Here is a 22,119-nt window from a genome sequence, read left to right as displayed (position 1 = left end):
AATTATTTATAACTCAATCATGGCTAGGATTTTGTGCCAAAAAATGCGGCACAAAATTGCACGGACGAGTACGGCTATCAAACTGATCCTTTAAGATATTTTCCCAACCCGTACGGCAAGCACCAGACGATCCTGGTAGACAGAATATACCCGTACCATTGGCCATGCCAGCAACTGCTCGCGATTGTACGGTAGACATACCGATCTCATCTTTTGAGATTAGACGGAACATTTCACCAAAACCATCGATTGATTTATCAAACAGTACACTCACAGCTTCTGGCATGCTATCTCTGATGAAGAACCCTGTGCCGCCAGTTGTGATAACCGCATGAACGTCTGGACTAGCAATCCAACCACTAATGACTGCGCGAATCTGGTAAATATCGTCGGTGATTAATTGACGATCTGCTAAATGATGCCCTGCTTCAGTCAAGCTATCTACTAAGTACTGGCCTGACGTATCTTCTGCCAGCGTACGGCTATCAGAAACGGTCAATACAGCAATATTAAGTGGTGTAAATTGTGCAGCAGGCTTACTCATAAATAATCCTTTATAGATGTCATTTTATAATTGTATTAAAAAGCAGTTGTATCAAAAAAAGTTATGTAGAAAAACGATTGCATTGGAAAACAGTCTCTATCAGCGTCATAATTACAGGTTCAAAAACTTCTATCCGCCGATTATCGACAGATTGTGCATGATGCCACTGTTAGAGTCATGCAGATGATGATGCTCAGGTTTGATCGGCATAAAGCTATGTAAAGTGTTCACCAATCCTTGGATATCGTCTTGCTGTAAGTATGGGCGGATATCGTAGTTGCCTTGGTCAAACAGACACAAATGTACTTTGCCTTGGCTGCTTACCCGCAAGCGGTTACAGGTATCACAGAAGTGCGCCGCATATGGGGCAATCATACCGATACGACCGACATATTCAGGGTGGCTATACTCTACTGCGGGACCATCGGCACTACCGCGCTCGTGCGGCTGCCAGCCATTTTCTAACAAGTAATCAGTGATAATATCAGACTGAGCATGCTGAGCAAAAAACAAATCGCTATTATCACTGGTCTGCATAAATTCGATAAAGCGATAGGTCACTTGTCTGTCTTTGACATAGTCGATCGCCGTGACTAAGTTCTCAAAAGCAGTCTCCGCCATCAAGACACTATTTATTTTCAATTTGATATCAGTCGTTTCTAACAACGTATCCATGTCAGCCAATATCTGCGGCAAGGTATCAAAGCCTGTCATCTTATGAAAGGTAGCAGCATCAAAACTGTCCATACTGATATTGAGCTGATCAAGTCCAGCAGCTTGCCATTTGGCTATATGTTTACCCAATTTATAACCGTTACTGGTCATCGCGACCGTCTCGATACCGTCAGTCTGCTTAATCTTTTCGATAATTTCGACAACATCACGACGAATAGAGGGCTCACCACCTGTAATTCTAACTTTTTTGGTACCTACTTGAGCAAAGCCGCGCACCAAGGTGGCAATTTCAGAGATACTCAGCTCATCATCAGGGCGCTTACCTTGATAGCCATTTGGCAGGCAATACTCACAGCGAAAATTACAAAAGTCAGTAATGGATAGACGCAAGTAAGTCAGACGCCGTGCAAACCCATCGGTTAGCGGCTGGTGATAGTCACTCATCTGTTCAGTAGGCACGATCAACGAAGGCTCTATGTAACCATCAGACATTGCGGGTGCCAAGCTCGGTGAATAGAGTTGCGGACTGTCTATTTTGTGTTTGTCATCTATGTTGTCATCAATCATATGTTACTGCCATCAGTACTGCTTACTATAAGCACTACTTTGTTATTCGTATTTAGCATACCAGTGTAAGGTTATAGGATTGCTCTCTAGCTTTGTACGACCACCTTACAATAAATTGGCAAACGATGAATTAGCGATGTAGCCAAGGAAACGGTTGTACAACGACGTCATTACCAGCTGCTACGTTCCCACTATCTTTATCCAACACAATGAAGCAATTAGCGCGGCTCAGCTGTTTGATTCTATGTGACTGCTGTCTTGAAAAGCACTCAACTTGATAATGACCTGTCTCATCTCGTGACAATACGCCACGCTGAAAGTCTTTGCGGCCGGGAGATTTTCTGATATCACTGATAAGTTTGGCTTTGATCGTTAGCGGCATCGGCTGCTCTGACACGCTAGCACCTGACATTTGCCACAATGCAGGTATCACAAACTGTAACGTACCCACAACCGTAGAGAGCGGATTGCCCGGTAGGCCAAAATACAATACCGGCTTATCGAGATTTTTATTCAATTCACCAAATACAAAAGGCTTACCAGGCTTCATCGCCACTTTATAATGGTTAATCTGACCTAATGTTTCGATCACAGTGGTCAAAAAATCATAGTCACCAACAGAGACACCTGCAGTCGATATCAGTACATCACAGTCCTGCATAGCCTCATTAACTGCGATAGTTGTCTGCTCTAGGTTATCAGGGATAATGCCATAATCACGAATAATGATAGGCAGATCTGATAGCAAGCTTTTGAGCGTTGGGGTATTAGAATTATATATTTGGGCTAGACTTTGTAGCTCATTGCCAATAGCCACGAGCTCATCACCTGTTGCCAACACGCCTACGACGAGCGGCTGGAACACGTTCACTTGGCTAATACCAAGGTTAGCCAGTAAGCTAATATCTGCAGGATTAAGGCGTTTACCGATCTTTAAAACGGATTCGCCAGACTCAATCTCTTCGCCTTGTGAGCGGATGTTGTTGTCAACTTTGGCGGTTTGTGTGAGCGTGATGTTATAAGGTCGAGATTTATCAACGGTCGCTTTGATATCTGCGAAATTTGTATTCTCTTGCATAATGACCGTATCACAGCAATCTGGTACGACTGCACCCGTAAAAATACGTACCCCTTGCCCTGCTGCTGTCTTACCAGTATAAGCACTGCCAGCTTGCGACTCGCCAATGATTTCGATAGTACTGTTTTCTGATAACTCACTACCTTTGGCAATCGCATAACCATCCATTGCAGACAGGTTTTGTCGCGGCACATCAAAGGGCGAAGCAATATCTTGAGCCAGTATATGGTTTAGGCTGCCCAGTAACTCTAGAGTATTGACGGCTCTTTTTTGTAGTGGAAAGTCAGTAATATGATAATTATCTATCCGTTGCTGTATCGCAGCTTGTAATTCTTCCATGGTAATCATAAGGTCACGCTCTTTCTGTCGTTCTAATTACTGTCGTTCTAATTATTCGTAATCGAAACTGTTATTTAAAATGGTCATTGAAAACTGTCACTAAAAACTATGAGTAAAAGTCATCGTCAAAAAACACATTATCTAGAGTCTATCATTCAAAGTATCAACTTTCTTGTATTAACCTTGTCCTGATAAGTTTTGAATAAAGCCAGATTACACTGGTCTTAATATTTGATATTTATTGCATTGTCCATGGCGTTAAAAATGTCAGCAAAAGCAGACATAGATTGAGACAAAAAAAGCACCTTGGCAAGGTGCTTTTTGTAGAACAAAGTAAATTATCGTTTGTTGGCTAGTGGCTAATTAATAATGGCTAAGTACGATTGAAAAGAGCCACTTTTATACAGTGTATAAATACCGTCAGCCTCCCTCACCATCCAGCCAATGAAGACGCACTGTTTTGAGTAATAAATCCGTCTGGCGTTTGGCCATTATCTGCTTGCCAGCGCTGGAATGCCATACGGGTATTGGTACCAACGATACCATCAGCACCTTTGGTATCATAACCCATACTAGTCAACCGACGTTGTAAGTTAGTCACTTGCGTGGTCGATAATGGACGCTCATAACGAGGCCAAGATTTTTGCAACCCGCTTTGTCCATTAATCGTTTTGCCTAGTAGACTAACGCCCAACGCATAACTTGATGAGTTGTTATAGACTTTAATCACATCAAAGTTTGGGCTCAGCAATAATACGGGACCGTCTTTACCAGCGGGTAACCATAGCTCCATCTGAGTATTGGCGTCTAAGTAAACGTCCGCTATCGTATCGACACCCATCGCAGCCCATCTAGCAGCAGGTTGTTTACTACCAACCACTGAGTAATCAAACGATGCTGGCACCGTTGCCTCATAAAACGGTGCTAAGCCACGAACCCAACCTGAATTGCTAAGATAGTTGGCCGTCGAGGCTAGTGCATCACCAGTCGCCCAAGGATTGCGATGCCCATTGCCATCACCATCGACCCCTTGTTTGAGCCAAGTCTCAGGGATAAACTGGGTTTGTCCCATACCACCTGCCCAAGAACCGTCCAACTGTGACCATGATACATCACCGCGTTGTAGCAGTGTCGCTAACGATAGCAACTGCGTTTCAGCAAACTCTTGACGACGACCATCATAGGCAAGGCTGGCAAGCGAACTTGGCAAATCACTATTACCGGTCACAGCGCCATACGATGACTCCATGCCCCATATCGCAGCGATAATCTCTGCATTGACCCCATACTGAGACTCTAGCTGAGACAAATAAGCACGCTGCTCGGCAAATTTACGCTTCCCTACACTGACGCGTCCACTTGATACCGCAGAATCTACGTATTCCCACGGCATCTTGGAAAACTCGGGCTGACCTGAATCTAATGAGATGACTTGCTGATTTAGATAAGCAGAATCGAGCAATCGTCCAATCACTTGGGCATCATAGCCTGACGATATGGCACGCATAGAAAAGTCTGACTTCCAATCAGAAAAACTACTATAGCTAGGCTTGGGTGCAGGCTGCGGCTTTACGACTGGCGCAGGTGTTGGTTTGACCTGAACGGTTTGGGTTTGAGTAATCTCAACGCCGCCTTGACGAACAGGCTTACTTTGCATTGCCTGCTGGCTTGTACACCCGACCATCACTAATGCTGGCACAAAGGTGAGGTATTGCTTTTTTAATCTCATAAAAAATCTCAAACATGAATAAATAAAATGGCTCACAGTGGCCAAGCTATCCGTAGCTATTATTTAAGTCTAACGCCCAAGTACGCTACGTGGGTCAATAGGATTACCATTTAAGCGAACCTGAAACTCTAAGCCTACCTCATTGGTCTGACCACTACTGCCCATACTGGCAATACGTTGACCACGCTGTACTGTATCGCCCTCTTGCACCAATAATTGGCTATTGTGGGCGTAGGCTGTGATGTAGTTATCACTATGACGAATCATAATTAAATTGCCATACTCTGGCAGACCGTTGCCTGAGTAAAGCACAGTTCCTGATTGGCTGGCAAGTACTGGATCACCAACCTTGCCTGCAAACCACATTCCCATATTGCCCGCAGCAGGGTCAATATTACGAGTTACTGGGTTGCGCGTAGGGTAATCATAACCAGAGGTCGAGTTGGCAGTGGCTTCATAGGCTGGTATTTGAGATTGGGTCACAGGTGACGTATAAGTTGGTTGCGTTTGAACTGGAGCACTGTAGCTATTGTTACTTGCAGTGGTTGCCGCATTGCCTTGCCATAGTTTGAGCCATTGCCCACTATAGATGGTGTATTTACTATCTAGATTGTTCATCGCACCGATTTGGCGATAGTTCAGACGATAACGCGCTGCAATCTGGCTGACCGTATCGCCGCGTTGTACACGGTGATAGTTAGGGACGCCTTGCGCGTTAGTGATAATCTTAGGACCTGCTTGGTTTGCTGATTGATAGGTAGGCTTCGTTGCACAGCCAACGACAGATAGAGTAGCGACTGCCATAGTACCAATCAACGCGGCTTTAACAAGGTGCGATCCAGCTATGATTTTTTTCATACAAGGTTCCTATTCTTTGTGTTGCTCATTCATTGTTTAATCATTCAAAAGATCTTAATGCCATACAAGAGTCTTCTGATATTCTCATAACACGTCAGTGTTTAATAAGCCGGTATGGATTATATCTTATAGAATTTATAGCGCGAGTGTTGATAATCTATCTAGCGCTGCCGTTGGCGTGTGATGTAGGCGTACTGGTGACAAACTGACATACCCTGCCGCTACGGCCTCATAATCTGTCATCATATCCTGATTCGCTTGTAACGCATCGATTGACGTCTCTGATGATTGCTCATTTTTACCTTTTCGTAGAGACAACCAATATGCATCTCGGCCGCGTGGGTCTATCATATGACGTACTGGCTGAGCAGCTTGCTTATGGCCTAGCGAGGTTATTTTTCTACCCTTGATATCATCGGTATGCTGCACATCAGGAATATTAACGTTTAATACATGATAGGGCAAACTTTTAAGCATCTCTAAAACCGAAGTCTCAGTAAGCAGTTTGACGATTTCATGTGCGGCCACTTGATAATCACTGGCTGATTCTTGCCCGCCGTTTTTGACACCCCCGCCTACCAAAGACGTTGCTATAGCAGGAATACCAGATAGTTGCGCAGTCAATGCTGCACCAAACGTACCAGAGAACATCACATCCTGTCCCAAGTTAGCCCCTGAGTTGATACCTGTAATCACGCAGTCAAAGTCACTATCACGATACAAATCATGGATTGCTAGATAAACACAATCAGCTGGTGAACCATTTACCGCTATAAATCCAGAAGGCAGCTGATATGTATGCAGTGGTCTTGAAACACTTAACGCACTGGCATAGCCGCTTTGTTCATCGTTGGGAGCAACGACGACGACTTCGCCGATAGTCGATAATGCCTGAGATAACGCCAATAATCCTGGTGCATAAACACCATCATCATTACTAATTAAAAATCTCATTTCTGCTCAGTATGTGGTTAATATTTTATTAGCTGTCTTTCTACATCTCTACTTGATAATTCTGCTATCGTGTCATATCTGATCAAAATAGCCATCAACGAACGATGCTCATGTTTAAAATAAAATCATGATACTCTAATTTTCCAGTGACATTACGTCTCAGTCTAGAGAAAAAGAATCGTTTTGATAGCATGGGCGATTATAACTGAATAATATAACGACACGAACCCTGTCTTTAGCAAAGTATCATGCTCTTCTTATGCCAATAATTATATGAGAAAAGTAACGTGACAAATACTTGTGTAGAGCGGATGACAATTAGTAAATTAAGTATCGAGTTACAATACGCAACACCCCACAACAATACAAACCGATGTACTGATACTGAAGTAACGTCATTAGGGTATGCTACTGATATGTTGCTAAAAAATGGTTTTGGCTCACAAGATATCTACACATAAATCAATATTTTATGTGACTTTTGTTTTTTTACCGATTAACATATGACCATTAAATAAAGACGAGCGAGTGTAATACTGAATGAATAAACAATCGATATTATCTATAGCTTCTGTGATAGCAAATACTGCCTCAAAAGTTGGGATTGCAGGACTGATAACGTCTGTTGCTATGCTGTCTCAAGCTTCTAATGCTGCGAATAACTCTGGCACTACCATTCCGCTAGACCTGTCTGGCATTAACATTACTAAGCATGAAATTGCGGTGATGCAGGTACTATCAGAGATATGCCCACCAATGCTAAATGGTAAGCAAAAACAGCGGTTCTATAAGTCGTATACCGTACAGCTACATGAGCTAATGCCTTCTCTAGAAGATCCAAAAGCGGCTATTCAATACCTATCTACACAGCAAGACTATCGCCAGATACTACAAGGTATTCGTAGTTGGACAATGGGATTCTCAAAGCAAGAAAACAAAGCACTATGTGAAGATTTGGCAAACGCGGATTATTAGACAACTAGCTAGTTTGATTTAACGACTAGCGTCCTCTGCTTAACTTATTAATAATATTGGTATCAATGATAATAAAATAAAAGCTATGTACTATTTATAACATCGGTTAAGCAAATATTATCAACTGATTGTTTAGATATCTGTAGCATCAAAGCTTGCTGTCACTTTACTTGTTATTCACAAGCAGGGCAGCAGGCTTTTTTGTGAGCGTTAAATTTTTATTACAGAGACTGGTCAGATGATAGTTAGAACAAATATATGATAGGCCTTCATTTTTCTTTTCAAACTTGCCTTATTTTTGCATTTATCGATTCCCCATCGGTAGTCATTTTGCTAAGATAAGGCGTTAATTTTATGTCTATTGTGTAGGCGTTACTATTTTCGTCGATACATTATTTTAAACACTGCATTTAAGACATGCTGCTTAAAATAATGTATGGAAATAGGTACAAAACATAAGCGATAGATACATTTGGTTCCATGATGCGGTGTAATGATATATGACAGTAAAGCGTGTAAAAAATCAGCTGATACAGCTGGTAGTTGGTGTAAGTATCTCAATGATTGCAGTAGTGGCAAACGCAGCCATTCAACCACCTGAAATGGACAATACTGCCTATGTGTTGATGGACTATAACACTGGCGAAATCTTGGCTCAAAAGAACGCCAATGAGGCACTGCCGCCAGCATCTCTGACTAAGATGATGACCAGTTATATCATTGAGCAACGCTTAGCATCAGGCGATTTGAAAGAAGATGAACAGGTATTGATGAGTCCAAACGCATGGTGCCGTGGTAGCAGCAGCCAATCTTGTATGTATGTGCCTGTGAACAAAACCGCCAGCGTCATCGATATGCTACGTGGGATCATTATTCAATCAGGTAATGATGCATCAAAAGCCATGGCTGAACATATTGCTGGCAGTGAAGCCTCGTTTGCAATCTTGATGAACGAACAAGCGCAAAAGATTGGCATGGAGAACTCTAACTTTGTCAATGCTACCGGTATGCCTGATGAAGGTCATTTAGCATCTGCTTTGGATTTATCTAAACTTGCTCGCGCTATTATCAAAAACAGCGGCGACTACTATAGTATCTACGCAGAAAAAGAGTTCACTTATAATGGTATTACCCAAGGTAACCGTAATGCTCTGCTGATTACTGACCCAACTGTTGATGGCTTAAAAACAGGCCACACTGATGCGGCAGGCTACTGCTTGGTTGCATCAAGCAATCGTGAAGGCATGCGTCTAATCTCTGTCATTATGGGTACCAAGAGCCAACAGGCTCGCGCTGATCAGTCACGTGAACTACTTAACTGGGGTTTCGGTCACTTTACAACCGTTACCAAAGCACCCACTGGACAGTTCGTTAGTAAGCTTCCAGTATGGTTTGGAGAAGCTGACGAGGTAGAACTGGCAACTGGCGACAACTTGCAAATTCTAACCAGCAAAACACAGAAAAACAAAATTACTACAGTGGTCGATATTCCTGAGAGCTTAGAAGCACCGATCAAGAAAGGTCAGGAAGTTGGTAAAATGATGGCTGTAATCGATGGTAAAGCGGTAGCCTCAGTTCCAATTATCGCAACCAATGATATCGAACAGTCAGGCTTTATGAGCCGTACGTGGGAACATATCGTACGCTGGGTAAAAAATCTTTTCTAAGAGAAACTTTTAAAAAGCAATTCTAGCTAAAAACTATTTAAAAAAGACGCCTTAAAATGGGCGTCTTTTTTGTATTTATACCTACTTTAATTTAAAAGTGCTTCGACATTGAAAAGTCGAAAATATAAAAACGCTACCTAGTAAAATAAATCTAACTAGGAATACGGATTTAATAGAACCGTACTACGTCTAAACCAACCATTGTTTTAATAAGTCGCTTAACGCTTTGTCTTTATAAGTAGCAATATGACAATAGTCAACGCCAGCTGCTTTTAAACCATACTCAAAACTGTCTACATAGCGCGCCCGATGCTGCGGATACCAATATACCAATAACGCACGATGCTCGCTCTTACTACCCTCATCGCTTTCATACTGACGAATGCGTTTGGCTAGTATCTCAGCTGTTTCTGGGAAGACATCTTCAGCAAACATCACCATGTCAACTTTCTGCTTACGCATCTCCTCTATGACGAGTTGGTTACCTTGGCGACAAATAATCGTAGCGCCTAGGTATTCCAGTTCCTCTAACAAGGAGCCTGTCTCATGATAGTAATAATAAATAATCGTTAGGCCAGACAATAAGCGCTGCTGTTTTGATTGCTGTTGATTGGGCATCGCTATGGTCAGCGTAAACTGCGTACCTACACCAAGCACACTATCAACATCTATAGTAGCACCCATAAGCTGTGCCATTTGTCTAACGATAGGTAAGCCAACCCCTGAGCCTTCATACTGGCGAGTTTGCGACGAATCCACCTGAAAGAACGGGTTAAATATATCGTCTAGGTGCTCATTATCGATACCAATACCGGTATCTTTCACGCTAATCTGCCAGCGATTACTCTTATTAAAATGTGTCAGTTGCGACGTAATCGTAACTTTTCCAACAGGCGTGAACTTAATCGCATTATTGAGTAGTATCGATAGTATCTGATGTATTTTTTCTGAATCACCGTATAGGCTATAGTCTATATGATGAATATTACTAATCAGCTCTAGCCCTTTTTGCGTAGCTGTATTTTCAAACTTAACTAACAGGTCAGCGATTAACTGTAATGGGTTAAACTCATTTTTATGAATTCTTATCTGGCCTTTTTGGATCTGGTTCAACTGTATAATATGATCTAACGACAATACCAATTTATCACTACCACTACTGATAATCTCTACCGCGTCTTTTTGCTCTCTGTTGAGCGCCTCATGATCCAATAGTTGTAAACCACCTACAATTGCATTCAATGACGTTTTTAACTCATGAGAAATCATGCTTTGAAAATTATGCAATTGCACATCAAGTGACACATCTTTATTGTGTAACTGCTGTTCAAAGGCCGCAAGGGTTTCATAACCTTGCCTCGCTTCTTGTAAACGATTAAATAGCACAATTAATGCTTTCTTGATATGAGTCAGTTCTTGGAAGTTAAATTGTTGCGGAATGACTGGCAGTTGCTCTAGATTTGCGTTGTCTATGACAATGTCACAAACATCAGTTAACACTTCAATATCTTTAACTGGCCAATTCAGCTTTCTAAAAATGTATAAGGCAAATATAACAATCATTACTACTGTTGTTAGCCATAACCACAGGATATTTTGGAACCAATGTAAACGTAGCAACTCTACGTCCATCGTAATATTGATATAACCAATCAATGTGCTATTTTCGGTAGCTGTATCAGTCGTCTCATCTGGCACTGACGATTCGCTCATAATGTTTGATAAAGTCAGTGCTAACTGTTGATTGGAATCAGACTCATTGGACGTGGCACTATTGGCATTAAGGTCTTTACTAATCACTGGATAGTTGAAACTGACCGTGTGCGCAAATAAAGCATTTTTCCAATCAGCAAGCGACTGGTCTATATCCTCAATTGGCTCAGAGGTTGAATAGAAAACAATACTCTGGATAGTCGGCTCATTTTCTAACAAGATATTCACTTGTTCAGCCACGATATCTGCGCCATCTGCAGTCGATGCACTAGTCGTTAATAGCGATGCCAATTGTTGAATATGCTGTTCTTTTTCTTGATAGTGATGCACTAAACCATAAATAAAAGGCAATAAAAAACCTGCCAATACTGCCAAAACAGCGGCTTGTATGACAGAACGCCAGATAAGTACGGGAATGGTTTGAGACGAACGGTTGTTCATATCACTCTACTGAGTCGCGTGCAGCTTTCATTTATAGTACAGGTATTTTAAAGATGTGATAAGTAAAACATTTGAGTATTTTTAAAGCATTCAGATAACTATTTATAAGCCCAAACTATAGCGTATTAATAGAAAAATGTCATCGCGCTATCGAACGCGATGACATTAATCATAAAGCTAAAGCTATAAAGCATAAAGCATAAAGCATAAAATACGAGAATTAACGAGGCTTTTTATCTTTGGTAGTAAATTTCTGTGATCTATTACGCTCACGTTGACGCAATTGCTGAGCTTTTGCCTTAGTCGGTGTGTCACTCTTGTTCGCATATGGGTTATCGTTTTGCTTCAAGATAACGTTAAGCGGTGTGCCTTCTAGCTTAAACACTTGACGGAATTGATTTTCTAGATAACGCTGATAGCTCTTAGGAAGCGCACTGGTTTGGTTACCATGAATAACAATAACGGGTGGATTGTGGCCACCAATATGCGCATAACGTAACTTGATACGACGACCAGCAACGGTTGGTGGCGGATTGGCCGTTACCGCATCTTGCAGAATCTGAGTCAAACGGTTGGTCGATACTTCAAACATCGAAGATTTATAGGCACGCAAGATAGACGGATATAAATTGCCAACGCCTGTACCATGCAGTGCTGAAATCAAATGTATTTTTACATAAGGAATAAAGCTAAAACGGCGATCCATTTCAAGCTTGATATAGTCTCTTTGATCTTGCGTTAGACCATCCCACTTGTTGATCGCAACGACTAACGCACGTCCAGCGTCAAGCGCATAACCAATCATATGCAAATCTTGATCCACGATACCTTCGTGAGCATCAATAACAATCACGGTTACGTTAGAATCTTCAATCGCCTGCAAAGTCTTGATGACAGAGAATTTTTCTACCTTTTCATCGATTTTACCGCGGCGACGTACACCAGCAGTGTCGATCAAAACATAGTCGCGACCTTCACGCTGATAAGGAATATAAATACTATCACGCGTCGTGCCTGGCATATCGAATACTACGACTCGGTCTTCGCCAAGCAGGCGGTTTACGAGCGTCGATTTACCCACGTTTGGACGACCAATAATGGCAAGCTTTAAGCCTCTTGGCTCTACTATGTTTTCTTGCTCAGGCATATCAGCCGTTAGCACTTCAAGCAAATTGCCTACACCGCGACCATGACTGGCTGCCATCGGATATGGCTCACCCAAGCCTAGTGCATAAAACTCGGCAGGTGCTGCATCATGTACGCCATCGACTTTATTGGCAACAACATAGACAGGCTTGCCTAACGTATGCAAAAACTTACCAATTTCAGCATCAGCGCCAATCATACCGGCACGAGCGTCAACGACAAATACGATGATGTCTGCTTCATGGATTGCTGTATGCGACTGCTCAGACATATAGTCATCGATATTACCGCTACCGTCATCAGCTTCACCGATACCACCCGTATCTACAACGATAAAGGATTTGTCTTCATAAGTTGCATCACCGTACTGACGGTCACGAGTCAATCCTGAAAGGTCAGCGACCAATGCCTGCCGACTTTTTGTGAACTGATTAAATAAGGTGGATTTACCGACGTTTGGACGACCAATTAAGGCGACCACAGGCTTGATACTCATGGGTTACTCTCAGTGAAAGGCACAATGACGGGCAGTACAGTTATTCTTATAACCAGTGACATAACAATAGTAATAGATATGCTGCAATTGACCGTGAATTAAAATGAATGATAGAACAATAGCAAAAATAATAGATGGCTATTTTACGATTAAAAATAGTATATAGGATGGATTCATTATACCTATTATACATAAATAAGTAGTATATATGGATAGCACATCGGTCGCATAGAGTACGCGAAAGCCTGTGTTTAAACAAGCAATTTACACAAGGCACTAAACGCTGACTAAGCAGCGTTTGTGTTTTATAAATGATAATCAAGAATAGGCTTAAGGGCTATAGTGAAATATTACACTTCGTTAATTATCTATAAGCACCTATCTATATAGTTATTAGCGAACTAGTTGCCAGATAGCAACTTGTCCTGACGTACTTTGAGTCATTAATCGGCTACCTTGGACTTGCAAGTTGGTCAACGCACCTTTTGTCTCTACACGACTAACGATGCTACCCGTAGCAGGATCAAACAAATGCACTACGCCATCAAAGTCACCAATGGCAATATAGTTGCCGATCATCACAGGATTGGTGAGATCACGATAAGCCAATTCGTCGCTTTCCCATAGTGTCTCGCCACTGTTGCGATCATAAGCAACTACTTTGCCATCTAGACTGGTAGCGATGACTTGCTGAGTATTTACTGCCAGTGATTTGAGACTCGCAATTTCATTGACGAACATCACCTGACGCGAGGCCAAATCAATACCTAATAGCTGACCACTATAGCTGATCGCAAACAACTGATTTTTATCTACGATAGGTTTGCCATCGACATCGCTCATGCGTTCAACTTCACTACTACCAGCACCTACGCCAACACGTCTTGACCATAGCGGAAGACCGTTATCAACAGTAATTGCATGCAAACGACCATCAGCTGTCGCCAAAAGTGCCGTCTCATTGTCTAATAAAGTTGGCGCAGCGCTACCGCGAACGCTGATAGCAGGTACTTGAGTTGCGAACTGCCATACTGACTGTCCAGTTTGCAGCGACAGACCATGTAAGAAACCATCATTCGCTGATAATACCACACGATTATTAGTAATCAGTGCTGGTGTCAACACCGAACCTGACAACTGCTGCTGCCAACGTTTTGCACCAGTCGTGCTATCAAACGCCATGACCTTGCCACCACGAGTACTAACAATAGCTGTCTGGCTCAATGCATCCAATGCAACACCGCCGGTGATTTGATCGTCAACATTGATGGACCATACACGCTCGCCTGCACTATTAAACCCTGACAGCTCACCACCGCGTGATGCAGTAACGATTTGACCATTAGCATAGCCAACTTGCAAATCTAGCGGATCTTTTTTGCTGGCTTTTTTGTTGCCAACATCGGTACTAAATACGGGTTGTAGTACGCTAATCGGCTGAGCGATTTGTACCAATTTTACCGGATCATTAACGACCGGCTTAATACCGCGATTACATCCAATCACTGCCGTGCTCATTACTGCCAGTACGGCCACATGCATGACTGTCTTTTTGATAGTCTTGGTGTTTAACATTTTGCTAGAGCGAATAGATTGAGTCATTGTATGTTCTCACTACAGATAAATTATTATTAATTGGTAAATTGGCCAACGGCAAATTAGTAATCATTAGGTTATATTAAAAAAGAGCTTTGGCTGATTACCAACTCTCAATACTATACTACTGACTTAATATCTAGCCTACTGAATTACTGCCCTGCTTCGACAGCGACTTCATTCGAGGTATCCATCACTAGCGATGGCTCAGGAGCAGATGGCTCTTGAATAAGACTGGTTTGCTCAGCAATCGGCTCAGCCGTGATACCTAAACTTTCCATCTTTAACGCCAATACTGCACGCGTTTCTTGACGGCTACGTAATAGCTCCCACGCATTGCTATAAGATTTAATCGCTGAGTCTTTATTGTCTTGCGCTAAGTAAATATCCCCTAGTAGCTCCTGCTGACTTGCTTCAAACGAGCTTGGCATATCATTGTTTGCTTCTGATAGTGCAGCATCTGTATCACCTGCGGCCAATAATGTTTTTGCATAGCGTAAACGAGTAATCGCTTCTAGACCAGCATCACCCAAATCAATGGCCAATGCTTTTTTGAATGTCTCAGTCGCTGCTGCAAAGTCATCACTGTCTACTTGTTGACGTGCTTTTATCATTAGCGCTTGCCATGCATAAACTGACTCACCGTGCGTACTGACTAAAGTATCAATATCTTTGTCTAGTTGGCCACGACTTTGGGTAAGTGCTTCTTGAGCCTCTGCTTCTAAATCTGGGTTTTGCGAGGCCAATTTAACCTCTTCGTTTAGCTGCTGAATATCCGCATATTGATCGGCGGCGACGGTATCTACTCGCGCATGGTTGTTTTGCCAGTACGTCCAACCGAAATAGGCGGCCAGTGCTAACAAAATCGCAGTGACGATATAACTACCATATTGCTTTAACGCTTGCATGGAGTTATCTGCATTCGGCGAATTAGGTGTCAGAGCCATATATATTTACCTGATAAAATTTACATTAAGTTGCTGATGCGTAAACAAAGCTGATTAGTCAAAGTCGATTAGCGACGAGAAAAGTTATCTTTATTTGATAACCAATCTTGGGCGACCGTCTTTTGCTCACCTGTCTGCATGTCTTTAATACTAATCGTATTATCATCCAGCTCTTGCTGAGCGATGATGACTGTCAATGCCGCGCCTGACTTGTCCGCCTTCTTCATTTGCGCTTTTAGACTCGTGGCACTGGCCATCTTTACTCGTACATCTGGACGACTGTGACGCAAGTTTTGTGCATAGCTTATACCAGCACTATACACCTCAGGATGGGCCACAACGAATACATCACAAGCAGGTATATCAGCAATCGGCGCAACCGCTTCTATCAGTAGCAATAAACGCTCAAGCCCCATTGCAAAACCAACACCAGGCTCAGATTTTACTGGTTTACTACCATCTGTACCGATTGATTTTAATTGTCCTACTAACCCGTCATAACGACCACCCGCACAAACGGTAGCCTGGCTTCCAAGCTTATCCGTTACCCACTCAAATACCGTTTTATTGTAATAATCAAGGCCACGTACTAAGTGCGGATTGATTTCAAAATCGATATTAAGCGCAGTCAGATAGGCTTTGACCTGCTCAAAATGTGCCACACTCTCTTCACCCAAGAAGTCAGCAAGCTTTGGCGCATCTGCCAATACTGCTTGCGTGCTCGCCTCTTTACTATCCAAGATACGTAAAGGATTAGTCGTTAGACGACGTTTGCTGTCTTCGTCTAGCTGGTCTTTTTTATCAGTTAAATAGGTAACCAATGCTTCGCGATAAGCATAGCGCTCATCCAGCTCACCCAAACTGTTTAGTTGCAAACGCATCTCATTGTTGAGGCCTAGCTCTTTCCACATCAGATGAGTCATGGCAATCAGCTCAGCATCAGCATCTGGTAATGCACTACCAAAGCTCTCGACACCTAACTGATGAAACTGGCGATAGCGGCCTTTTTGCGGACGCTCGTAGCGGAACATCGGACCGATATACCAAAGCTTAGGCGTGTCCCCACGTAGCAAGTTGTGCTCGATAACTGCGCGTACTGCTCCAGCCGTTCCTTCAGGACGTAACGCTAACGGTGTTGGTGGCTCAGATTTATCAGTAAAGCTGTACATCTCTTTTTCGACGATGTCAGTCGCGCCGCCAATAGCACGAGCAAAAAGATCCGTTTGTTCAACGATAGGCAAGCGAATATGCTCGTAACCGTACCTACCAAGTACATCAGCCAATATCGCTTCTAAATGCAGCCACTTTGCTGATTGGTCAGGCAAAATATCATTAAAACCTTTGATAGCTTTGATCATGGTACGGTCGTATCCTTAAATGTTTAACAGGTATTCTATTATTGTTGTCTATATATTCAAATAAGCGTCGTATCTAATTGACACTGCGACGGTATGGCCTAAAGTATTAATCTATTCTATGGCTTATTTTACGCGAATGATTTCATTTTCACGTTTTTTCGCCAAGTCTTCTGCATGGGCGCGAACCATACCTTCTATTTCATCAACCAGATTACCTGTATCGATAAGGTGGCTTTTTTCACCCATACGATAGACCAGTGATCGAGGGGCAGCACCAACGATACCGATATCGGCCTCTTTTGCTTCCCCTGGACCATTCACCTTACAGCCGATCACAGATAGATTCATCGGTTCACGAATATCTTCTAAGCGCGACTCTAACGCTGTCATTACTTTAATTACATCAAACTCTTGACGCGAGCAACTTGGGCAAGCGATAAAGTTTACGCCGTTCGAGCGAATATTAAGCGATTTTAGAATATCAAAACCAATCTTAATCTCTTCTTCAGGCTCAGCGGCTAACGAGATACGAATAGTATCGCCAATACCATCTAGCAATAATCCACCTAGCGCAATAGCAGATTTAACAGCGCCCGTACGGTAGACACCCGCTTCCGTCACGCCCAAATGTAATGGATTATCAATTTGCGCTGATATTAAACGATAAGCATCCAATGTCAAAAACACGTTGCTGGCTTTGACAGATACTTTATATTGGTCAAAATTAAGACGCTCTAAAATATCAATATGGCGCATTGCCGACTCTAGCATTGCCTCGCCAGTTGGCTCAGTATACTTACGCTGTATGTCTTTTTCTAAAGAGCCAGCGTTGACGCCAATACGAATCGGGATATTATGATATTTGGCGCAAGCGACCACTTCACGTACCTTAGCATCGCTACCAATGTTACCAGGATTGATACGTAAACAGTCAGCGCCCGCTTCAGCGACTGCCAAAGCGATTTTATGATCAAAATGCACATCAGCGATCAAAGGCACGCTTACCAGTTTACGAATTTCGCCAAAGGCTTTAACCGTATCCATCGTTGGCGTTGATACGCGCATCAAATCAGCACCTGCTTCGACACAGCGCTCGATTTGAGCGACCGTTGCTGCTACATCACAGGTGTCAGTGTTGGTCATGCTCTGTACGCTAATTGGTGCATCACCACCAACCGCGACATCACCGACATAGATTTTTTTGGTCAGACGACGATTAATAGGCGATGGCATTGACATACATAAATCCTTGAATCAAAAATAGAAAAGCCCTAGGCCTTTGTACATATAATATAAACCAGCTAAATCGACAAACACATATTCGCTTTATTCAAACACATATTCGCTTTATTCAAACACATGGCTGCTTCATCCAAACATATGAGTGCTTCATTCAAATTTGGCACTTATGCAACTGGCTATGGTGCCAATTCAAAAGTGGCTTGCTTATCTGTTGCATACGTCTCTAACGCGACTGGTTGTTGATCGAGCATCAAGCTAACATTGTCGATATTATCAATTTGCACATTAAACGGTGGCATACCTGACAAGTCATAGTTACCTGCAGACTGAGAACCATTTATCAGGCTGTTTCCAGAAGCATCCGTGATACTAACCACAGCGTCGCTTGTTAATACAAGGTTTAGGGTAGCAGTCGTTGCAGCATCACCTAGATTCAATGCAGAGCCAGAAGCACCAACGCCACTCGCGTCACTATTGATGGCGGCACCTTGGGCTTGCTCTATCGCTGACATGTCCTCCACAGCTGATACAGGCTCTTGGGTGTTTTCTTTGCTAGCGTTACTCACCATGCGGAATAGGAACACCGCCAAGATAATCAATCCGATAACGCCTATGATCAATAGAGGATTAAAGCGGATACGGTTATGAGTATCACGCTGCAAAGTCCCCATTGGGCGCAGCGGCGTATCGATATTGCTGGCTGATTTGGCCTTTAGCTCATTAGGATAGGCAGCATCGAAGCTACTAGCGATTTTTGCTGAATCTAAGCCCAGATATTTGGCATAGTTAATCGCAAAACCACGAGCAAACGCAGCCTGTGGTAGCTCAGCGAAGTTTTCGCTTTCTAGCGCCTCTAGATGACGCTTTAGAATGAACAGCTCAGCCGCCGCTGCGTCTAAAGTTACTTGCTTATTTTTACGGGCTTGCTGCAACACGGCACCAAATGATCCCTGAGCGTTAGATTGAGTGTTAGATGATGGGGTGATCATTTCCATGGTGCCTCTGGATTGTTAAGCCAAGTCTTAAGTTGTTTTGCTTCATCACTTAGCGGATAAGCGGATAAAAGCTGCTGTGCCAATTGCTGGCGCGTTGTTATATTATTTTGTGCTGCTGCAAGCTTGATACCTTGTAAGAGCAAGCGCGGGCTAATACCCTGCCCCTGCACCAATATCAGCGTCTCATCATACAGTCTCTGTGCCTGCGGTACACGCTGTTGGTCGAGCAGCAAATCTACCAGTTCGATATGAGCAATGATGCTATTACGATTGCCATCAAGTGCCCGTAAAAATGCTTTTGAAGCAGCACTATTATCACCTAACTGTAGATAAGTACGACCTAGGTTTTCTAGCGCGCCAATACGGCCTTCATAGCCTAGCGTCGCCCCTGCAATCTCAAACTGTTCTGCTGCTTCACGGTAGCGCTTTGTCTGTGACAAATACACGCCATAATTATTGTGTGCTTGTACAAAGTCTTTATCTAGCGCGATTGCTTTTTTGAAGTATTCATCAGCTTTGGCTAGATTGATACGGCTGCCTTCTTGCTGCAACAAAACGCCCATCATATCATAGGCTGGCGCATAACGGCTATCGGCAGCAAAGGCTTTTTCAAGCTGCTGCTGCGCGGTATCAAGCTCATTTTTTCGGATGTATTGCGCGGCAAGTGAGGTACGTACACGGGCGATTTCCTGCTGATCTAAATTTCGATCGTTGCTAGCGCGCGTAGATGTTTGATAAGGAGAGTTGCCTAGCAAATCATTAGTCGGGGTGGTCTGACAGCCACTTAATACAAGAACGCCAAATACTGCCGACAGCACTGCACGCTTTGGCAAAGTGGTTTGAGCAGCACTAATAATCGACTGCTTATAAAATTTAGAAAATGATTTTTGATATTTGAACTGACAAGAATTTTTAGAAGTCATCATAGCCGCCATCATAAAACTGGGATTCAATGCGTTCGATCTTCGAGGCCTCAGTTTAATAGATTTAACCCCGATAAGTACAATTTAGTTGTTATTAATTGCCGCGTTCTGCAATCTTGACAGTCATTGCTACATTTTCTTACCATTGCGACAGACAAAAGACAGCTAAAACGCTATACCAGTCATATATAACGCTTATTCTCTCAAAGACTACTAAACACTTTCACGATCTTTGATACTTTGCTGCCATGCGGCTGAGCGTCTAGTACGATCGGCCACTTGTCCAACCAATTGGCCACAAGCAGCATCGATGTCATCACCACGTGTTTGACGAATCGTACAAACAAAACCTGCTTCGCTCAATATATTACTAAACGCATGAATACGGTTGTTGCTTGATTTATCATACGGTGCATGTGGGAATGGGTTGAACGGAATAAGGTTAATCTTACTTGGTAACCCTTCTAATAGCGCAACCAGCTGATGGGCATGCTCATTGCTATCATTGACGCCATCAAGCATCACATACTCGATTGTAACGTGTTTCTTATGACGTGGATTGACATCATAAACATAGTTTTTTGCCGCTGCAATCAGCTCTTCTAATGGATATTTCTTGTTAATTGGTACTAACTCATTACGCAGCTCATCATTTGGCGCATGCAGGGAAATGGCCAATGCCACGTCGATGTCTTGCGCTAACTGATACATTTTCGGGACGACACCAGAAGTCGATAACGTGACGCGACGCTTTGACAGTCCATAAGCATGATCGCTTAGCATCAACTCCATTGAGCCTACTACAGGCTTGTAGTTCAATAGCGGCTCACCCATGCCCATCATCACCACGTTGGTGACGTTATTTTCCCATAGGCTATGATCAACGTTTTCTAAGCTTTCATTTTCATCTGTCATATATGACGCATTAGCGACCCATAACTGACCGATAATTTCAGCCGCACTTAAGTCACGCTCAAACCCTTGCTTGCCTGTACTACAGAAGCTACAGTCCAATGCACAGCCTACTTGAGAAGACACGCATAATGTCTTGCGGCCATTTAACTTGCTATCATCTGCAGGGATAAGCACCGTCTCAACCAACGAGCCGCCGGTGACTTCAAACACCCACTTACGCGTACCATCATCACTGTATTGGCGATGAATCACTTTGGGCGGTACCACACAAGCATTAAGCGACAATTTATCTCGTAATGACTTACTCAAATTGGTCATTTGCTCAAAATCGGTCACGCCATGCTGATAAATCCACTTAATCACCTGAGTTGAGCGGAACGGCTTTTCGCCAATACTCTTAAAGTAATCAGCCAGTTGCGCTTGCGTCATACCCAATAGATTGGTTTTGGCATGTGCCTCATCTACCAGCTTAATGCTATCAGTAATCTTAGCAGGTACGTGCTGAGTAGGTGTTTGAACAGTTGACATAATAGGTAACCTTTTTGCAGAAGCTTAGATAAGCGGTGCAATTATTTATATGGGCTTTGCCATACATACATGGGTGCATGAGCAATCCGCTATGAGCGCAGTTTTTCGAATTGACAAAAACATACTGATAAGGGATTGATAACGCTAAGTAAAATTAATAATGAGGCAAGTCATTAAGAATTTCAATGAATAATATAATCACAGAACTCTAAAGCGGATACAAGGCAGCCAACTGCAGATTGTACAAGTAGTACATCTAAGGAGGGTAATGCCCTAGCAGTTTAGTAATTCCTTGATTATAGGATTATTATAATAGCTAAAACGGCCTATACCCATAAGATATAAGCCGTCTCGCAAACCAACTATAAACAATCAATGTTGTAAATAATTCGTCTATAGTCAATCAAGTATAAAACTCATACAGGTAAGATCA

The 22,119-nt window shown here is 42.8% G+C and carries 17 protein-coding genes; 2 read left to right on the top strand and 15 right to left on the bottom strand.

Annotation, left to right across the window (positions count from 1 at the left end; genetic code table 11):
- Window positions 1–13 precede the first annotated feature (13 nt).
- The 6 genes from moaB to surE form a co-directional block, all read right to left on the bottom strand.
- Window positions 14–544: a molybdenum cofactor biosynthesis protein B gene (moaB, locus tag QL898_RS08315; protein WP_102078147.1), complete on the bottom strand. Its 531-nt coding sequence runs from the start codon at window positions 542–544 to the stop codon at window positions 14–16.
- Between the two features lie 129 nt (window positions 545–673).
- Entirely contained in the window at window positions 674–1,786 is a 1,113-nt protein-coding gene (moaA, locus tag QL898_RS08310; protein ID WP_290176452.1) for a GTP 3',8-cyclase MoaA, read from the bottom strand.
- Between the two features lie 130 nt (window positions 1,787–1,916).
- Window positions 1,917–3,212 carry a gephyrin-like molybdotransferase Glp gene (glp, locus tag QL898_RS08305; RefSeq protein WP_290176451.1) on the bottom strand — a complete coding sequence of 432 codons (1,296 nt, stop codon included), beginning with the start codon at window positions 3,210–3,212 and terminating at the stop codon, window positions 1,917–1,919.
- A 421-nt stretch (window positions 3,213–3,633) separates the two neighbouring features.
- A complete protein-coding gene (locus QL898_RS08300; protein ID WP_201605350.1) occupies window positions 3,634–4,932 on the bottom strand; it encodes a lytic murein transglycosylase in 1,299 nt (432 codons plus the stop codon).
- 69 nt (window positions 4,933–5,001) lie between these two features.
- Window positions 5,002–5,790 (bottom strand): peptidoglycan DD-metalloendopeptidase family protein, encoded by a 789-nt coding sequence (locus QL898_RS08295; protein ID WP_201547666.1) that lies wholly within the window; start codon window positions 5,788–5,790, stop codon window positions 5,002–5,004.
- A 135-nt stretch (window positions 5,791–5,925) separates the two neighbouring features.
- Window positions 5,926–6,744: a 5'/3'-nucleotidase SurE gene (gene surE, locus QL898_RS08290; protein WP_201547665.1), complete on the bottom strand. Its 819-nt coding sequence runs from the start codon at window positions 6,742–6,744 to the stop codon at window positions 5,926–5,928.
- Window positions 6,745–7,284: 540 nt separating this feature from the next.
- Between surE and QL898_RS08285 the strand changes: the two genes are divergently transcribed.
- Together QL898_RS08285 and QL898_RS08280 are read left to right on the top strand one after the other, a co-directional pair.
- Window positions 7,285–7,719: a hypothetical protein gene (locus QL898_RS08285; RefSeq protein WP_201547664.1), complete on the top strand. Its 435-nt coding sequence runs from the start codon at window positions 7,285–7,287 to the stop codon at window positions 7,717–7,719.
- A gap of 500 nt (window positions 7,720–8,219) precedes the next feature.
- A complete protein-coding gene (locus tag QL898_RS08280) occupies window positions 8,220–9,386 on the top strand; it encodes a D-alanyl-D-alanine carboxypeptidase family protein (RefSeq protein WP_201547663.1) in 1,167 nt (388 codons plus the stop codon).
- Between the two features lie 189 nt (window positions 9,387–9,575).
- On the opposite strand, the gene QL898_RS08275 is transcribed toward QL898_RS08280, so the two are convergent.
- The 9 genes from QL898_RS08275 to rlmN all read right to left on the bottom strand — a co-directional run bounded on the left by QL898_RS08275 (window position 9,576) and on the right by rlmN (window position 21,686).
- Window positions 9,576–11,540: a HAMP domain-containing sensor histidine kinase gene (locus QL898_RS08275; protein WP_201547662.1), complete on the bottom strand. Its 1,965-nt coding sequence runs from the start codon at window positions 11,538–11,540 to the stop codon at window positions 9,576–9,578.
- A 220-nt stretch (window positions 11,541–11,760) separates the two neighbouring features.
- Window positions 11,761–13,182, bottom strand: coding sequence for a ribosome biogenesis GTPase Der (gene der / locus QL898_RS08270; protein WP_057759046.1), 1,422 nt, complete (start codon window positions 13,180–13,182; stop codon window positions 11,761–11,763).
- Between the two features lie 393 nt (window positions 13,183–13,575).
- On the bottom strand, window positions 13,576–14,784 hold the full coding sequence (gene bamB / locus QL898_RS08265; RefSeq protein WP_201547661.1) for an outer membrane protein assembly factor BamB: 1,209 nt from the start codon (window positions 14,782–14,784) through the stop codon (window positions 13,576–13,578).
- A gap of 146 nt (window positions 14,785–14,930) precedes the next feature.
- Window positions 14,931–15,725: a tetratricopeptide repeat protein gene (locus QL898_RS08260; protein ID WP_290176450.1), complete on the bottom strand. Its 795-nt coding sequence runs from the start codon at window positions 15,723–15,725 to the stop codon at window positions 14,931–14,933.
- 68 nt (window positions 15,726–15,793) lie between these two features.
- Complete coding sequence (hisS, locus tag QL898_RS08255) at window positions 15,794–17,083, bottom strand: histidine--tRNA ligase (protein ID WP_160021592.1); 1,290 nt, start codon at window positions 17,081–17,083, stop codon at window positions 15,794–15,796.
- A 123-nt stretch (window positions 17,084–17,206) separates the two neighbouring features.
- The gene (gene ispG / locus QL898_RS08250) at window positions 17,207–18,322 is read right to left on the bottom strand and encodes a flavodoxin-dependent (E)-4-hydroxy-3-methylbut-2-enyl-diphosphate synthase (RefSeq protein WP_057759039.1); all 1,116 of its coding nucleotides are present in this window, start codon (window positions 18,320–18,322) and stop codon (window positions 17,207–17,209) included.
- A gap of 179 nt (window positions 18,323–18,501) precedes the next feature.
- Entirely contained in the window at window positions 18,502–19,314 is an 813-nt protein-coding gene (locus tag QL898_RS08245) for a helix-turn-helix domain-containing protein (protein WP_290176459.1), read from the bottom strand.
- Window positions 19,311–20,246, bottom strand: a complete 936-nt coding sequence (gene pilW, locus QL898_RS08240) for a type IV pilus biogenesis/stability protein PilW (RefSeq protein WP_290176449.1) — start codon at window positions 20,244–20,246, stop codon at window positions 19,311–19,313. The genes QL898_RS08245 and pilW overlap by 4 nt, the downstream gene beginning before the upstream one ends.
- A 210-nt stretch (window positions 20,247–20,456) precedes the next feature.
- On the bottom strand, window positions 20,457–21,686 hold the full coding sequence (gene rlmN, locus QL898_RS08235; protein WP_290176448.1) for a 23S rRNA (adenine(2503)-C(2))-methyltransferase RlmN: 1,230 nt from the start codon (window positions 21,684–21,686) through the stop codon (window positions 20,457–20,459).
- Window positions 21,687–22,119 lie beyond the last annotated feature (433 nt).

Source organism: Psychrobacter sp. APC 3279 (genome assembly GCF_030407795.1).
In the GTDB taxonomy this organism is placed as follows: domain Bacteria; phylum Pseudomonadota; class Gammaproteobacteria; order Pseudomonadales; family Moraxellaceae; genus Psychrobacter.
Note: the sequence above shows the minus strand (reverse complement) of the source record. Positions and strands in the feature narration are given on the sequence as shown.